This window comes from Paenibacillus sp. MCAF9 (genome assembly GCF_052114265.1).
Lineage (GTDB): Bacteria > Bacillota > Bacilli > Paenibacillales > Paenibacillaceae > Pristimantibacillus.
Window position 1 is genome coordinate 22,887 of record NZ_JBFREL010000002.1, and the last position, 16,653, is coordinate 39,539.

Consider the following 16,653-nt stretch of genomic DNA (forward strand, 5'->3'; position numbering starts at 1 on the left):
GAGAAAATGGAGAGAAGATTGTTATGACAAATGGAAGATTTTCATGGTACGATATTCCTATTAAGTAAACGAATGATCAAATCCAACCATTTGCGTTCGTTTTTGATAGGGGAGAAACGATGTATAGAAATCCATCTGTATTTTTTTTGGCAGTATTTTTGCTTGTCGGTATTATTGGTTTGTTTGCGCGTCATGAAACCATCATGCTAATTGGATTTTCAGGTTTTATATTATTCACGCTTACTGCCGCTAATCGGAAAAGTAAAAATTATTATCAATTATCGATAAATCTTGAAAAACAAATTAAAGATATGGTGCCAGGCATAAAAGATTTTAAACTTTCACAAGAATTTATGTCGGATGATAAAGAAAGCTATATTGCATTGGATGAAACAAATAAAAAAATATGTATCATTTATAATCAGGAGACTAATACGGAGCCTTTATTAAGCAAGAATGAATACAATTACAAATGCGAGATTTTTCTCTATAAAGATATTTTACAATCAACCATTCTTCATGACAGTGTTACAGTAACCTCTTCCTCACGAACGGACATCATTGGCAGAGCTTTGCTTGGCAGATCTATGGCTGGAGATACTGGAGCTATTATTGGTGGCCTAAGCGCTTCAAGAACCACTCTTGATCTAATCAAGAAAGTTCAACTTCTTATCGTTGTTAATAATATGTCAAAACCATTCCATCGCATTACGTTTGAGATTTTCCCAAAGGGCATTACTAAAGACAATATAATGTTCAGATCCGTTGATAATGAAATTACGCATTGGCATACTATGTTGAGTTTTTTAATTAAGCAAGTGGATGAAAATGAAAAGCCGACTAACGCTAATCAACTTTCAGTTGCAGATGAATTATTAAAACTTTCCTCATTGTTGCGAGATAATCTTATAACAGAAGATGAATTTAAGCAGCAGAAAATAAGGCTATTAGGATAGCAGCATGTTTAATCGTTGCTGCTATTAGCACAGAAAATCCCCCTGAATTGTTCAGAATACGGGGGATTTTCTTTTTAGCTAGCTCTCCTCGACCGATTCCGTTTTAGAATCTGCTTCAAGGCATTCATTGGCTATTAAGCTTCCTAGAATAATTATACAAGAAAAAACGGCGACCATAATCGGTCGCCGTTCTTCTTTTTGAGCGAACAACATCATTTAAAAGCTTTCCGTTTAAACAAAAGGTACATAAAGAACGGAGCGCCTATACCTGCGGTAAAGACGCCGGCTGGTATATCAAGCGGTTGGAAAAGCGTTCTCCCCGCCAGATCAGCCAATAGCAATATCATCGCGCCCAGAAGAGCGGATACTGGAATTACTAGCTTATAAGAATGGCCGATAAGCTTTCTAGCCATATGTGGCGCCAATAATCCTAAAAAGGAAATAGTTCCAGCAATTCCGACCGCTGCTCCTGCAAGCGCTACGCTATAGAACAGCAGGATCATGCGGCTTAATTGAAGTCGGCTGCCTAATCCGATTGCCGTTTCTTCACCTAAGGATTGTACGTTCAGCTCTTTTGCATAGAGAATGGATAATGGAATGAAGATAGCGACCCAAGGCCACAACACCTCAATATACTTCCAACTCGTCCCGTAGATGCTTCCGGTCATCCAGTTCAGCACTTGCGCAGCCAAATAGACTGGTCCGCTAATAAGCAGAAATATCGTAAGCGCACCCATAGCAGTCGATATGCCAATACCAATAAGTACGAGCCTGAACGGTGAAACCCCATTTTTCCAAGCTAGCGCATAGTTTAGAGCAGCAATAACGAAAGCCCCTGCGACAGCTATGAAAGGAATCCAGTGAACACTGTATCTTGTGAATAGCGTCATAAAAGCTACAACCGCAACTGACGCCCCGCCGGTCACACCCAGCAAATCTGGTGATGCAAGCGGATTCCGTATCACGCCTTGAAGCACAGCACCTGCAACCGCCAAGGCTGCGCCGACTAAAACAGCTGCCACAATTCGCGGCATACGAAACTGCATAATAATTAAGTCGCTGCCCTCTTTATTTTTACCCAGCAGTGAAAGGAAGATTTCCTTAACAGGAATGCTTACACCGCCTATGGATAAACAAAGAATAGACAACGCAATCAGTGCGATGCTTAATATTGCGAGTATTAAGATAGATTTGCCTATTCCTCTATGCATGTTTACTCCTTCTCGCCACATAAATCAAGAAAGGAACACCAATAAGCGCAGTAGCTACACCTACAGGTACCTCCTTGGGCATAAGGATAAACCGCGAAGCGATATCAGCGAATACGAGGAGGATTGCTCCTACCAACGCACAATAAGGAAATAACCAGCGATAGTCATTTCCAACTATATATCTGCAGAGATGGGGCACAATTAATCCAATGAACGCAATTGGCCCAGCCACCGCTACCGAGCTTCCTGCTAGAAGTACAACAGCAAGGACAGATACAACCCGGATAAGCATCATTCGCTGACCAAGGCCTTTGGCACTATCATCACCCAAAGCCATCACGTTTAAAGAGCCTGCCAATAGCAGCGCTAGGACCCATCCTAGAAGCATATAAGGAAATACGATAGTTAGATGAGTTAATTGTCTCCCAGATACAGAGCCGACCATCCAAAACAATGCAGAATCAAGAGATTCTTTATTTATCAGCATAATGCCTGAGGATAGAGAGGAAGCAAATGCAGCTACAGAAGCTCCGGCCAACGTAAGCTTAATTGGCTCAAAACCGCTTCTCCCCTGCATTCCCAGTGTAAAAACAAGCAAAGAAGTAGTGGCTGCTCCTGCTAAAGCAATCCAAACCATTCCGTTCATGGTTAGTGAGGAGCCTAGCATAGCCAAGCTGACAACAATAAATAGAACAGCGCCTGAATTGATGCCGAATATAGATGGAGAAGCTAACGGATTTTTGGTTAACACTTGCATGATTGCACCCGCAATAGCAAGACTCGCCCCTACTGCTGCCGCAATTAATGCTCGAGGAACTCGCGTATTTCTAATAATGAGATGTGCATCCGAACCATCAAATTGCGTATAGGCACGCCATAAATCTTTTAATTCGAATAGATGGATGCCATATAGAATACTAACGAGCATACCGATGAGCAGCAGCACGGCGCCTGCCACCAGGCTCACCAGCTTTCTTTTACGGCTATGGAGCCTTAATGCCATGTTAACTTCACCCCTTTCATCAAAAATAAGCTGACGTCTGATAGTCACGACGTCAGCTTGCTGACTAACAATGCTAGGCTACTTTACATCAAAATAGGCAACAATCTCATCCAGCAATAAATTTGCAGCCTTGTAGCCTCCAGCAGAATTCCAAATCGCTTCATCTACTTTTATTACCTTGTTGTTTTGCACGACATTTAGTTTTTTGAATAACGGATCGTTCATCCACTCCTCTACCACCTTGGATGCATCGGTCTTCCCAGCTGCCTCCGTGACGAAGTAGAATAATACGTCTCCATCCATGCTTGGAATCGTTTCTTTGGACATCACTTCAATAAATGAATCCTTATCCTGCGACTCAGGCCGTGCAAATCCTAAATCATTTAAGAGTACGCCCGAGAAGGTTTGCTTCTGATAGATTCGTACCTGGGAAGCGGAGAAGCGTGCAACCGAAATTTTCGTATCCGCTTTGCTGCCTAGCTTCGCTTTCACTTCAGCAACACGCTTGTCGAAGTCAGCCATCGCCTTTTCGCCTTCTTCCGTCTTACCCACGGCTTCCATATAAAGCTTAAAGTTGATTTTCCAATCTCCGACCAAGTCCTCTGCGAATACGGTCGGCGCGATTTGGCTTAGCTGATCATATATTTTTTCCTGTCTGACCTTGTTCCCGATTATTAGATCTGGCTTCAGGCTCGCGATCATTTCAATATTCGGCTGCAGTTCATCGCCTACAACAGTAACGTCCTGCATCTCATCTTTGATATGGTCGTACCAAGGGTCGCCAATCCAAGATTGCACCGCGCCGATCGGTTTAATGCCAACGGCAAGAAGCGCTTCCGTTCCTTCGTTCGTAAGTATGACAACACGCTCAGGCGCGCCGGTTATTGTTGCTTCCCCCATCGCATGTTTTACTACGCGGGTAACATTTGCTGGTGTGGAGTCGGTTGCAGCTGCTTCAGACACATTAGCGGTTGGTGCAGACGACCCTCCGTTTGTTGAACTCGTATTTGACGTACCCGCAGAGCAGGCGCTGAGAAATAAAACAAAGCAAAGCAATAATGATGCAGCCATTGGTGTTCTTGATCCTCTATACATTTTGAATATTCCCACTTTCTTGTATTGATAATGATTTTCATAACCATTACCACTATAACGCCTGATTCTGCGTGGGACAATTGTATATCTTGAACGATCCACAGGATTATTTTGAACCTTTGCTTTAAATTGACCAAGCGACATGCCTACATGTTTTTTGAACATGCGATTGAAATAGCTGTCATCGGAGAAACCTACGCTCTCGGCTATTTCTTGCAGCGTTGCATCTGTATTTTGCAAAAGCTCCTTCGCTCTGTCGATTCGAACAGCAATCAAATACTCAATGGGACTTTTGCCTGTCGCATGCTTGAATTTTCTTGATAAGTAACTGACGCTGCAATCCAGCAGCTCTGCAAGCTCGTCCAATGTTACTCGGTCTGAAGAGTGCTCATGAATATAACGAACCACTTGTGATACGAGGTCCACCTTTTGGGTCTTTACGTTTTGACTGCTCATTTGACTTAAAAGCTCATAGGCAAATTGATAGAATAGCATTTTTATATGTAATTTCTCCAACAGTTCCGGCTCACGCCATTCCTTGCTCATTAGCTCAACACTATGATATAAGGGGATCGGATAATGAGGTACAAAGCTATATTGCAGTTGGAATGGGTTCTCCGTCTCCATTAGCTTCATTAAAGGTTGGCGAGAAGGCAAAGCGAGAATAGCTTTATAAAAAATCAGATAATATTCAAAAGCATCATGAGCGGTAATATCCAGGCACATTCCTTTGCCGCCATGCAAAATATGAAATCGATTTACCATGTGCATCGTTCCATCCGACCACATCTGCGCACTGCCGCGAATCGCATAAAAAAAAGCGCTGGTGGGCAAGCGATACGATTGCAGCTCCTCGCCTGGTTCCATGACCGTATGCCGTATATCCATCACTTTGATCGAAGCATGATTCCATAGCATTAGGTGATCACTCATTTTCATCGTGTCGGATCACTCCCTTCTCCCTCTGAAAGCATTACATATAAACATTCATTACCATTATAAATGATAACGATTATCATTTGCAATGTCTGGCCGAGTAAATAATGATATTATTTTTAGCGCTGAATCTACTGTTTGCTCCAATTAGCGCTTATTTTACTTTTCTCTGTATATGATGCATCAGTGGCATAACATTTCTACATATCCAGCAGACCATACGTATTGCGCAGTATTCTAGCAAATTTTGTTCCAATATGTATTTTCTTCATATATACTATTCTTCTTAAGCTATTGCGGGCAGGAAGAGAAACGGAGAGGAAAAAGTATCATGTCTAAGAAAAATATCGTTAATCCATTCACTCTGCTCTCACGTCAATTTCAATCCGATCGAACAGAATATAGCAAAATATTTTATTTATTCGGTTATCTGTTTTTCATCGTCGCTGCCTCTACTATCAGTCGAACAGCTGCAGATACTTTGTTTCTCAGCAGATACGACGCATCCGTCTTATCTTATATGTATTTGCCCCAAGCAGCCACCCTTCTCTTAACCGGATTTATATACCAAAAGCTATGCGGACGCTTCCGCACCGATCAACTCGTTGTTAGAGTTATAATCATTGCTTCTATGCTCGCACTTCTTTCGCGACTTGCTGTCGGGATCGGCTTTAGCTGGATTTTCCCCGTCATCTACGTCGGATATGATGTACTAAACTTTTTGATGATCGTCTGCTTCTGGCAGTTTGCGACCTCCATTATGGATCAGCGCAAAGCGAAACGCATGATTGGTTTTGTAGGAAGCGGTGGACTTGTTGGCGGTATTTTGAGCGGCTTTGGTCTAAAGCTGCTGGTACAGCCGTTAGGAACCGAAAATTTAATCTTCATCTATGCTGCTGCACAGCTGCTTTGCCTGTTATTTGTCCTTAAGCTGCTGCGAGGAGTGCCAAATCCTGCCGAGTTTTTCGCGGTTAAATCTACTGTTAAAAAGTTATCCAAAGCACAAACGCGAGCCGTTGAAGAGAAACAAGGCTTATTCCAAAGCGTGCCTCATCTTAAATATGTGGCGATCATGGCCGGAACACTTACAATCTCGCTTACGCTTATTGATTATCAATTCAAAGTTATTCTTCGCGGCACCTTGCAAAATGAAGAGCTCGCCAGCTTTATGGGCAGCTTTTATGGATTTGCGGGATTGCTCGCGCTATTTGTTCAATTATTCATTTCCGGCAAAATGATAACCCGCTACGGTGTCATGACTGCGATTCTTGTTTTTCCGATCGTCTTGTTTACAGGAAGCTTCGCACTCCTCATCATGCCTGTGCTTGCCATTGCAACTGCAGTTAAAGCAAGCGATAAGGTGCTTGGTGATACGATATACTCCTCCGTAAGTCAGCTCATTATGTTTCCCGTTGCTCCCGAATGGCGCGGAAGAGCCAAAGGTTTCCTCGATGGCATTGTACGAAATGGTGCCAAAGGAATCGCGGCAATCAGTCTCATTGTGCTTTCGCAATGGTTCGCGATTGAGCAATTCAGTTATTTTATTCTTGCGTTGATTGGCTGCTGTATAGTTGCGGCGATAAAAATTAAGAAAAACTATTTAAGCATGCTTTTATCAACTCTGCAATCGAAAAGCATGGACCTGCAAGATGAGCCGGATTTCGTAGATCCAGCGAGCATTCAAATTTTAGCGTCAGCGCTGCATAAGCACGACAAGCAGCAAGCTTTATATGCTTTTGCGATTCTTAGCGGCATACAAGAATTTGATATGAATGAGCAGATCACGCCTCTGCTTCAGCATCCCGTTCAGGAGCTGCAGATCGAAGCGTTAAAATACCTTCAATTGAGCACGCCTGCCCTTGGTGAAAGGAAGCTTGAAGCCCATCTTTCTTCATCATCAGTTACCATTCGCGCCCATGCCATCCTTGCCTTATCTGCCTATGCGCTGGAAGAGCAATTAGATCGCATTACTGCCTATCTGCATGATGAGGATGTTCATATACGAGCAGCAGCCATCGTCGGATTAATTAAATATTACGGCATAGAAGGCATGTTCCAAGCCGTCGGCGTATTAAAGGAGCTGCTCAAAAATGGACAGGAAGAAGAGCGTATTGCCATGGCAGGCCTGTTCGGACAAATTGGCATTGCCAGCTTTTACAAACCGTTGATCCCGATGTTCGAGGACTCCTCCCATCTCGTTCGTATACGGGCATTGGAGTCTGCTTCCACATTGCGAGTACCCGAGCTGGTTCGGTTCATTATTCCACTTCTTGATGATAGCAAGGTCAGGCTTCAAGCTACTGCTGCATTAACAAGCTATGATGAGGCCATCATCATTCCTATACTTGAAAGCCGCATGACTGCGAAAGAGCTTAACCTTCATTTGCCACGCGTATTAGAGGAAATCGGAACACAAGCTGCACTTGATGCCTTATTGAGGCATTATTTGCTCTTTTCCAGCGAGCTTAGGGAGAAAGCACTTGAGTCTGCAACTCGGATTCATGCTGGAGCCAATCAGGTTGACAAAAAACATGCTGAGCATTTGATTGATCAGGAGATTTCCTATTATTTTAAATGGGTGGAGCAACTTGCACTTTTCGGTAATACAAATCGAATGAGTGATCTAGCTGAGGCGATTGAACAGATGCGGGTTCGTCATGTAAAAAGAATTTTTCAGCTGCTGGCCTTTCTTTATGACTCAAGGTCCATTCACGCTGTGTATGCCAATTGGCAGGATGGCAATGCTAGGCAGCAGGCTAATGCCATTGAAGTAATTGACCAGCTGCTTAAAGGGAAATTGCGGACTGACATAACAAAAATCATTTCATCGTCACCCACTCCCGGAGAAGAAGCTCCCTCAGAATTGCATGTTAAAGAAGCAATACAGTGGTTTTATGATCAAGGCGATCCTTGGATTAATTTAAATATTGATTATTTATCACAATCAGACGATAAGCTTGAGCAGGATTCACTTATGAAACAAATTCATTTGCTCAAACGTGTAGCGTTGTTTGCTGGTTTAACAGGTCGTGATTTCTACAACATCGCGATGCGCCTGCAAAAGGTATGGATAAATAAAGGAGTCGAAATCGTTCGCGAAGGAGATGCTGGTGACTCTCTCTATCTTATTGAACAAGGCCGTACAGGCATTTATATCCATGGCCATAAAATTAATGAGCTCAGCGCTTACGATTATTTTGGCGAGATAAGCGTCATCACGCAAAGAGTTCGCTCTGCAACCGTTATAGCGGAAGAGAATGTCGTCCTATACGAGCTGACTTCGAGTGCATTTTACGAAATGATTTTTGATCGAACCGAAATTGCTATGGAGCTGATGAAGCAGTTGTCGCTCCGATTGCGCAACACTAATGAGAAGGTGTCCAGAGCCATTGTGGAAGCTGCAATAGAAGATGCCGCTGTCGAGGATCATGCTCTTGCGTCAATTGAAGCTGAAGACCGAAACGAGACAATTATTAGGCGTATTCTTGTGCTGCAGAAGATTAGCCTTTTTGCCCACTGCTCACAAGAAGACTTTATAAAGCTGGCTCGAATGGTGGAAGAATCCGTGTATGAGCCCGGTGAGAGAATTTGTGGCATTGGTGAGGATGGTGACACCATGTACGGAATTATTGAAGGGAAAGTGCAAGTGCATAAAGGGTCTGAGCAGCTTGCAACACTCGAGGTCGGACAATGCTTTGGTGAGATGGCCATCATCGACGGACAGCCGCGGTCAGCCGATTGTACAGCCATTAGCCGCACCATTTTGCTGGAACTGACTAGAGAGCAAGTCTTTTCTTTTTGCTTCCAAAAAATTCATGTTTTAAAAGGCTTAATGCGCGTGTTGGTTGAGAGAACGCAGGATACAGAGCGGTTGGTCTGAGTTTATTTTCCAAAAAAAAGATAAGAATACTAGACCAAAGTCGAGCACGCTATCCAGTCTTTGGATCAATGCTTAAGTAGAGTGATCCCTCTATACTGAAGAAAGTGTTGGTATGAGAGGGGTTTAAACATGCAAAAACAAAGTGCCGTAAAAGCTTGGGCCATGCTTCTAATGTCGCTTCCGAAGGGAATCATAGCATTTGTAATAGCTGTTGCAGGTTTATCAGTAAGCTTGCCGCTGATCATCTTATGGATTGGATTGCCCATGTTGTGGGCGACACTTGCAGCGTGTCGCTGGATGATGGTCAAGGAACAACAATCAACTCTGGCTTGGTATCGAGGTAATTCCCAATCGCTTGATCGGGTAGACGATCAACTATCCCTTCGCTGGGAAGGCTCGCGGTCATTGTTTCGTCTTCTTGGAAAAGGTCAAACCTACCAAGGTATTCTGTACAGCCTATTGCAGCTTCCGATTGGTATTACCGGATTTACACTAGGGATTGTCCTGCCGGTTACCGCCTATGCAGTCATGCTTTCCCCATTTGCCTATAAGGTGAGTGCAGACTTCTTCAACTTTGATCTATTTCAGTCCACCTGGACCTTCTTTCCTTTTTACGCAGAGATTACTTCTGCACAGCGCTCTTGGATAGCTGGCGGGATCGGCTTAGTGCTCGTATTTGTGCAGCCGATGTTATTACGAGCGCTAGGACGCATGTATGCCGCATATATTCAGATGATTTCGAAGTCCATTTAGCCACTACGATACACCATACAAACTAACCCAGCACCTTTATTAGCACATTAACACGATGGCAATTGCGGTGCTGGAACAGCTATTTTTTACGAATGCTGCATACTCGAAATGTCGGACATCCAATAATCACAAGCTTTAAACGGTGTTGGCATCCTTTAGCTTACATCTAACGGACATAGGTTCCGTTATTTCCAACAAGCACAACCTCAAAAACATTGCTGGGCATCATTTGGCTTACATCTAACGGACATAGGTTCCGTTATTTCCAATAATTACGTCTAATCTGGATTTTAACGGACATAGGATCCGTTATTCTATTAAAAAAGCGCTAAATTCAAGCACTTTAGCCCAAATAACGGAACATATGTCCGTTAACTCTACAAAAACAGTCGATTCTACACAAATAAGCGCTCTGATGTCCGTTACGCTCAAGCAGGTCTGCTTCATCCATTCCACATTGTAGCGTTTTACACCGAATCATTTGCTACACACACAACATCCTCACCGTTCCGAACTCAAACGTCCGCTACAAGCAAGCCACCATTACTGTTCCACATAATGTTGCTCGCACACAATACTTCCACATCTCTAGTAGCACGATTTCCCTCCACACCCTCTCCCACACCACAATCACCGTTCCCATACAATAATCTACTCAACCATACTTTTTGCTTCGTTCCGCGCTCGTTTGTCGTCACCATCACTCTTCCATGCACAATTGTTTACCACGCCACCTGTCGTTTTCCAAGCAAAATCGTCATCCACGTCACTCCCACTCCCACTTCACAATCACCGCTCCACACATAATTGTTTACCAAGCCCATACTACCCGCATCTTTCGTAGCATGATCATCTTTCATGCATATACCCTTCAGACCTTTTTCTCACATTCATCCATATATTCTGCGTTCGAAATCTTTGACACCAGATCACCTCAAAAACATTGCTTGGCATTTATGGGCTAGCACCTAGCGGACATAGGTTCCGCTATTTCCAATAATTATGTCTAATCTAGAATTTAACGGACATAGGTTCCGTTATTCTAGTAAAAAGGTACTAATTTCAAGCACTTTTGCCCAAATAACGGAACCTATGTCCGTTAGTTCTGCAAAAACAGCAGATTCTACTCAAATAAGCGCTCTGATGTCCGTTACGCTCAAGCAAGTCTGCTTCATCCATTCCACATTGCAGCGTTCTACTCCGAATCCTTCGCCAAACACACAACATCCGCGCTGCTCCATGCCCAAACACACCACCATTACCGTTCCACACCCAATAGTCCACTACAGAATACCCGCTATCACAGTTCCACACATGAGCGTCCGACATTCATTCATTTAATCATTCACTTACTGAATTACTGAATTACTGAATTACTGACTTACTAACTATCTTACTCACCACCAACACCGCTCCATAAACAACCATCCACCTCCCACGCACCAGCCGCTCTATCCCCCTTTTTATCTTGTTGCTGCCACCCACCTCCTCCCCCATACGCACCACACAACCCAGCACACAAAAAAAAGCCCGCAGAAGACTCTGCGGGCCAAGATCTTTATTTCTTAGAAACGGATTGGAACCACTCATTAACTTCTTTTGTGATTTGGTCTCCGCCATTTGCTTTCCAGCTGGATACAAACTCATCGAAAGCATCAACCGGCAATTTGCCGTAGATGATTTTGTTGAACGTTTCCATCTCGGATTGACGCAGCAAGTTCCATTTCGAAACCATTGTTTCTGTTGCTGCACCTGTAAAGTAGTTTTGCTTGCGAATATCCTTTTGATCCATAACGACTTTTGCTGCATACCAGTTTTCAGGTTTGCGGAATTCAGCCGTTTGTTTCTCGTAAGGTGTTTCCGGAGCAGCTCCATCAGCAAGCTTAACCAAAGTTGTCATAAATAGATCAGGAATACGAGCCGGACCTGTTAGGAACGGGAATTCGTTCGTGAATCCAGGGATTTTATCCTTGTTACTCGTTGGTTGACCGTCTACGATATCCCAGTCATAGCCTTGTGCAAAGCCATGCTCATATTTGCTGCCAACCGTAGGATTCGCTAGGTTTTCAAGCAAGTAGTTGTAGTACAAGAAAATAGCTTCCGGATGCTTCGCATCCTTGTTGATCATAATACTAGCGTTTACGCCAGAGTTCTGCCATTTTGTACCCATGTAACCGTCCGGACCTGCAGGTACCGGGTAAGCTTTATATTTGGAGCCTGGGACGTTTTTCAACAAATCTGGAGCCGGCCAATCTGGTACCCAGTTCGCACCTGGCAAGATTCCTGCTGCGCCTTTTGTCCAGCTTTCTGCTGACTTGCCTTCATCCCACAAAGCGGAGTCTGCATGGATATAACCTTTGTTCATCCATTCTTGAAGCTTCGCAAGTGCTGCTTTTGCTCCTGGATTTACGGAACCGTATTCAAGATTTCCGTCTTTATCTTTGTTCCATTGCTCTTGAACAGAACCATAAGCACCGAATAACCAATCGAGTCCGCCCATCCAAGTGTTCGTAGCGCCTTTCAAAGAAATCGCTAGTGGATAAACATCTTTTGGCGCTAGGCCGTCAGGGTTCTCGTTTTTGAATTTGTCCATAATGACTTCAAGATCTGCAATTGTTTTTGGAGCCTCTAGTTTCAGCTTCTCCATCCAATCTTCACGAAGCCAAAGCAGCGTGTTGTCATTGTTCGTGTACTCCATCAATGGCACATTGTATTTCTTGCCATCTCTTGTAAAGGGATACCAAAGCTCAGGGTTTTTCTCAGCATGGTCCTTCCAAACTTTTGTTGCGTACTTGTCGAACAGCTCATCGATTGCAATAAACTGACCTGAATCGATGAGTTGGTTAGTCAATACAGCGTTTGTTGGTACCTTTACAAAATCCGGAAGCTTCTCGCCTGAAGAAATCGCAAGTTGAAGCTTTTGTCTGTATTGATCATCACTTGCTGGATACCAAGTATCCTTATGTTTAATACCAAGTGTTTCAAGCATCCAACGATCATGGACGTTGTTTTCCTTCGTATCGCCTTTACCGCCATAGTTCTTAATCGGCATCAATACGGTGCTGATTTCAATCGGTGGATCGTATTTGCCAGCGGCGAATGCGCTATCAGCTGTACTAGTACTAGTATTCGTTGAACCTGACTCTTCTTTGTTTGCGTTCTTGCCGGTATTACCGCTGCAAGCTGTAACGAAAACGAGTCCCAAAGCTGCAAGTAGAAGCCCTGCTTTTTTGAATTTAGCCATTTTTCTTTTCCCCCTACGGTGTAAGATCCTTACATGAGTAACTTTAACAATTTGTACGGGGGGGTATCTATAGGACATTGTTAGTTTCCATAGGACTCTGTTAGGCTATTGATTGCCGTCCCTATATTCCTGCGGTGTTACACCATACTGGCGTTTGAACACTTTGATAAAATAAGCCGGGTCCAAATAGCCGATTTCCATGCTAATTTCATAAATCTTTTTGCTTGTTGTTTTTAGCTTATGGCAGGCTCGTTCCATGCGCAGACGTGATATATAATCACTTATGCCTTCACCCGTCTCAATCTTATATATTTTGGACAAATGGGTAGGATGCAAATTCACATGGTCAGCGAGTGCTCGCAAAGAAACGTCTTCGTGAAGATGCTCCTCCGCAAAATTTTGAATCTTCTTCACATAAGAAGAACGTATATCTTTAATTTCACTTGAGGTACCGTCCTTCAGCTTCGAAAGCACGTTAAGCGACCACTTGCGCAGCTTGCTGATCGATGTAAAAGCTTCTCCGCTTTGCAAAGGCTCCATATCTGCCCCTAGCAGCTTGACCAGCGTATGCCCATTCCGATGTGCCAGCTGTGTGAACGAGGAGGCGATCAAAAATCCAGCCTCCATGCAATGCTCCCATGAGTCGGACCATCTGTCGTCGAGCTCCGCGCAAACGCCCACCAGCTTATCCTCCGCAGCCTCCCAGCGCCCAGCCTCTAATAAGCTGATCAAAGACGGCGGCATATAAAGAGCGTCCAACGGACCATGCGATACGCTTGGCTCCATATCGCCAACCCGCATAACAAATTCTCGCTCGTCCCCTACGATTTGCCTAAAGTAAGCAAACGATTTGCGATAATTATCCTGAAGCTGTTCAGGAAACTTGAAAGATTCTGATAGTACGATGGATAAGGAGCCCTTCAAAAATTGTTTTACTTTATGCTGAAGCTGAATGGCAAGCTTCTCCAAAATCTTCTCTTTTCCAGGGATTGAACCCTTATCCTTCAGTTGAAGCAAGAACACCAAATAACCATGCTCCTCCTTAACTCCCCAGACTTCAGAAAATTCACTGAAGATCTCTTCCGCCATATTGATAATGGCATATTCCATCAGCTGTTGACCGTTACTTGTATATTGCCCAAATTCCTCTTCCATACGTACAAGCAGCAATGTGCAGTCTCCATAGCTGAACGGCAAGCCGTAGCTTTCAAGCTTTCGAGTCCATTCATCAGCAGACATCCGGTAGCCTTTTAGCGCATCAATCAGCAACTGACCGCGCAGCAGCGGCAGGTTCTCCCGCAGCGTATACTCCGTCCGCTCCTGCGAGCTGACCGCTTCCCATTCCGCTTGCAATTGATCAATCGCAGTCTTAACCGCGCTGAACAGCTCGTTATCCGACGGCGGCTTTAGCAAATAATCTACCGTTTGATTTTGGACCGCTTTTTTGGCAAATTCAAAGTCCGAATGTCCTGATAAAATAATACATTTCATTCTTTTATCGCGTTCCCGGATTTTCTCTATGAGTTCAAGCCCCGTCATTTCGGGCATTAAAATATCGGATATGACAATATCAATGGGATTCGTTTCTATAATTTGAAGCGCCTCATGTGCAGAGTAAGCTTTATGAACCTGCTCAATACCGAGTGTTTGCCAAGGCTTGTGCATCGATAAATTTTCTACCCAGTGTGCTTCATCATCTACGATTATCATCTGCATGTTGTGTATCTCCTTGTAAAGTAGGATAAGGTCTCTGTTCTTCTCCAGATGCTGTTTCCCATACGATTTCTGTCCGAAATCCTCCTAATGGCGATTTTTTGAAGCATAAATAAGATTTATCGCCAAATTGATGAATGATACGCTGATTCGTATTCCAAAGACCGCAGCCCATTTCCTCTTTCAATGGCTCGCTCATCTTTGTGTTCAACGCTTCAAGCACACTTGACTCAAGCTCCGGGCCATCGTCATCGATATATATTTTGCATAACCCGTCTGACATCTCGCCGGTAATTCGAATTTCACCAGATGTATAGGATTTTCCTATGCCATGAATGACCGCATTTTCTACGATAGGCTGAAGCATAAGCGGCGGTATGCGCTGCTTCAGCATTTCTGCTGGGATATCTATTGTATAATCTATTCTGCCGTTGCGCAGCTTCTGAATGTCCAAATAATTAATAAGTAATTTAATTTCTTCGTCCAGCGCGGCAGTTTGTCTCTCCGTTCGAGTCGTATAGCGATAATAGGCGCTTAAGTTGTATGCCATCGACACAACCGCTTCCTGTTCTTTCATCTGTGCCATATTAATTATATAGCCCAGGCAGTTATATAGAAAATGCGGATTAATTTGAGCCTGCAATTGCTTTAATGTCGCTTCCCTTGACCGAATTTTTTCATTCAGCACATTTTCAATTAAGTCCTGAATTTGTCGTGACATATCGTTAAAGCGGTAAAATAAAAATGAAAATTCATTATTTACGCTTGAGCTGATCCGAAACGAGAAATCCCCCCGCTGTACGCTTTGCAAACCTTTGATCAATTGCCTGATCGGCCGCTGCACATTACGATAAAGCAGGATGGAAGCAGATATGCCCACAACAAATAACAAAATCATCGAAACATAAAACAAATTGCGAGTGATCGATATCGGCTTCAATATTTGGTCGAGCGGAACAACGTCAACCAAATGCCAGCCCAAATAAGTGGATTTAACCGAGCTCACCAAATAGTTCTCACCATGCAGCTTCACTACCTGCTGCGTTGTGTCTTCAAGCGACTGCTCGTCCAAGTAGGAAACCAACTCTCCTGAAAGCTGTTGATCCGCACTGCGGTTCGTAATCGGAGCGTCACCTTTATGATAAAAAATCGGGTCGCCCTGTCCGCCTGATTTATAGGTGTCCAGCATGTTTTGAATATTTTCATAACTGAAGCTCGCTTCAATGACTAGATTGCTTCCATTCAGTTTTCCTTGCTGCCCATATGATTCGGTATAAAACCAATGAAAGTAACTGGCCTCATTATCAGCCTTGGCTTCACCATTGCCATAAGTCCATTTCCCGCTCATGTTTCGCTTTAAAAATTCCTCATCGTACTCAGCAGGATTGTTGTAATTTGATATCAACTCTTTGTTTTGCTGCGAGTATACAGTGTATCTGACTGGCCATATGTTAATGACGCCTGATTGCAGTGCCATCTTCTCTTGAACGATAAAGCGGGTCTGCATGCGGTCATAACGATCTTCCCATATTTTAAGCCCATTAAATCTCTGCACATTCGGATCTTTCGAGAATGTATTGGAGAAATCGACCATCTGATTAATCCGCGAGTCAATTTGACTGGACAAAAAGGACAACTGTCTCGTGTTCGATAGCTTAAGCTCCTTGCTGACAACGTTAAAGGCTACGTCATTTGAATACGTATACATGATCACAATGGGGATGAACAAAATTAAGATCAACCCATTCATTTTAGAAAACAGGCTAAACCGAGCACCCATCTTTCTTTTGACAAAAGCAAGACCGTTACTAATCTCCATCATTCATTCCTCCAGACGATATCCCCTAACAAAACCATATCAA

Annotated in this window: 12 protein-coding genes; 3 read left to right on the forward strand and 9 right to left on the reverse strand. The window is 43.6% G+C overall.

What is annotated here, in order from left to right:
• Window positions 1-119: 119 nt before the first annotated feature.
• A complete protein-coding gene (locus AB4Z45_RS03080) occupies window positions 120-956 on the forward strand; it encodes an SHOCT domain-containing protein (protein ID WP_441907869.1) in 837 nt (278 codons plus the stop codon).
• Window positions 957-1,168: 212 nt separating this feature from the next.
• Here AB4Z45_RS03080 and AB4Z45_RS03085 read toward each other — a convergent pair whose 3' ends face one another.
• The 3 genes from AB4Z45_RS03085 to AB4Z45_RS03095 all read right to left on the reverse strand — a co-directional run bounded on the left by AB4Z45_RS03085 (window position 1,169) and on the right by AB4Z45_RS03095 (window position 5,204).
• A complete protein-coding gene (locus AB4Z45_RS03085) occupies window positions 1,169-2,167 on the reverse strand; it encodes a FecCD family ABC transporter permease (protein WP_441907870.1) in 999 nt (332 codons plus the stop codon).
• Window positions 2,160-3,170 (reverse strand): FecCD family ABC transporter permease, encoded by a 1,011-nt coding sequence (locus AB4Z45_RS03090; protein ID WP_441907871.1) that lies wholly within the window; start codon window positions 3,168-3,170, stop codon window positions 2,160-2,162. Before AB4Z45_RS03090 ends, AB4Z45_RS03085 begins: the two co-directional genes overlap by 8 nt.
• 78 nt (window positions 3,171-3,248) lie before the next feature.
• Entirely contained in the window at window positions 3,249-5,204 is a 1,956-nt protein-coding gene (locus tag AB4Z45_RS03095; protein ID WP_441907872.1) for an ABC transporter substrate-binding protein, read from the reverse strand.
• Window positions 5,205-5,532: 328 nt separating this feature from the next.
• Between AB4Z45_RS03095 and AB4Z45_RS03100 the strand changes: the two genes are divergently transcribed.
• Together AB4Z45_RS03100 and AB4Z45_RS03105 are read left to right on the forward strand one after the other, a co-directional pair.
• On the forward strand, window positions 5,533-9,081 hold the full coding sequence (locus AB4Z45_RS03100) for an Npt1/Npt2 family nucleotide transporter (RefSeq protein ID WP_441907873.1): 3,549 nt from the start codon (window positions 5,533-5,535) through the stop codon (window positions 9,079-9,081).
• A 129-nt stretch (window positions 9,082-9,210) separates the two neighbouring features.
• Window positions 9,211-9,834, forward strand: coding sequence for a sensor domain-containing protein (locus AB4Z45_RS03105; protein ID WP_441907874.1), 624 nt, complete (start codon window positions 9,211-9,213; stop codon window positions 9,832-9,834).
• A gap of 515 nt (window positions 9,835-10,349) precedes the next feature.
• Here AB4Z45_RS03105 and AB4Z45_RS03110 read toward each other — a convergent pair.
• The 6 genes from AB4Z45_RS03110 to AB4Z45_RS03135 all read right to left on the reverse strand — a co-directional run bounded on the left by AB4Z45_RS03110 (window position 10,350) and on the right by AB4Z45_RS03135 (window position 16,613).
• A complete protein-coding gene (locus AB4Z45_RS03110; protein WP_441907875.1) occupies window positions 10,350-10,550 on the reverse strand; it encodes a hypothetical protein in 201 nt (66 codons plus the stop codon).
• A 6-nt stretch (window positions 10,551-10,556) separates the two neighbouring features.
• Window positions 10,557-10,694: a hypothetical protein gene (locus AB4Z45_RS03115; RefSeq protein WP_441907876.1), complete on the reverse strand. Its 138-nt coding sequence runs from the start codon at window positions 10,692-10,694 to the stop codon at window positions 10,557-10,559.
• A gap of 267 nt (window positions 10,695-10,961) precedes the next feature.
• Window positions 10,962-11,093 (reverse strand): hypothetical protein, encoded by a 132-nt coding sequence (locus tag AB4Z45_RS03120; protein WP_441907877.1) that lies wholly within the window; start codon window positions 11,091-11,093, stop codon window positions 10,962-10,964.
• Between the two features lie 299 nt (window positions 11,094-11,392).
• Complete coding sequence (locus AB4Z45_RS03125; protein WP_441907878.1) at window positions 11,393-13,078, reverse strand: ABC transporter substrate-binding protein; 1,686 nt, start codon at window positions 13,076-13,078, stop codon at window positions 11,393-11,395.
• A gap of 105 nt (window positions 13,079-13,183) precedes the next feature.
• On the reverse strand, window positions 13,184-14,794 hold the full coding sequence (locus tag AB4Z45_RS03130; protein ID WP_441907879.1) for a response regulator transcription factor: 1,611 nt from the start codon (window positions 14,792-14,794) through the stop codon (window positions 13,184-13,186).
• The gene (locus tag AB4Z45_RS03135; RefSeq protein ID WP_441907880.1) at window positions 14,772-16,613 is read right to left on the reverse strand and encodes a cache domain-containing sensor histidine kinase; all 1,842 of its coding nucleotides are present in this window, start codon (window positions 16,611-16,613) and stop codon (window positions 14,772-14,774) included. Before AB4Z45_RS03135 ends, AB4Z45_RS03130 begins: the two co-directional genes overlap by 23 nt.
• Window positions 16,614-16,653 lie beyond the last annotated feature (40 nt).

Excerpts from the sequence above, each read along its gene's own strand:
- AB4Z45_RS03080 (WP_441907869.1), top strand. The coding sequence starts at position 120 with ATGTATAGAAATCCATCTGTATTTTTTTTGGCAGTATTTTTGCTTGTC.
- AB4Z45_RS03090 (WP_441907871.1), bottom strand. The coding sequence starts at position 3,170 with ATGGCATTAAGGCTCCATAGCCGTAAAAGAAAGCTGGTGAGCCTGGTG.
- AB4Z45_RS03095 (WP_441907872.1), bottom strand. The coding sequence starts at position 5,204 with ATGAAAATGAGTGATCACCTAATGCTATGGAATCATGCTTCGATCAAA.
- AB4Z45_RS03135 (WP_441907880.1), bottom strand. The coding sequence starts at position 16,613 with ATGATGGAGATTAGTAACGGTCTTGCTTTTGTCAAAAGAAAGATGGGT.
- AB4Z45_RS03130 (WP_441907879.1), bottom strand. The coding sequence starts at position 14,794 with ATGCAGATGATAATCGTAGATGATGAAGCACACTGGGTAGAAAATTTA.
- AB4Z45_RS03105 (WP_441907874.1), top strand. The coding sequence starts at position 9,211 with ATGCAAAAACAAAGTGCCGTAAAAGCTTGGGCCATGCTTCTAATGTCG.
- AB4Z45_RS03085 (WP_441907870.1), bottom strand. The coding sequence starts at position 2,167 with ATGCATAGAGGAATAGGCAAATCTATCTTAATACTCGCAATATTAAGC.
- AB4Z45_RS03115 (WP_441907876.1), bottom strand. The coding sequence starts at position 10,694 with ATGAAAGATGATCATGCTACGAAAGATGCGGGTAGTATGGGCTTGGTA.
- AB4Z45_RS03100 (WP_441907873.1), top strand. The coding sequence starts at position 5,533 with ATGTCTAAGAAAAATATCGTTAATCCATTCACTCTGCTCTCACGTCAA.
- AB4Z45_RS03125 (WP_441907878.1), bottom strand. The coding sequence starts at position 13,078 with ATGGCTAAATTCAAAAAAGCAGGGCTTCTACTTGCAGCTTTGGGACTC.
- AB4Z45_RS03120 (WP_441907877.1), bottom strand. The coding sequence starts at position 11,093 with ATGGTGGTGTGTTTGGGCATGGAGCAGCGCGGATGTTGTGTGTTTGGC.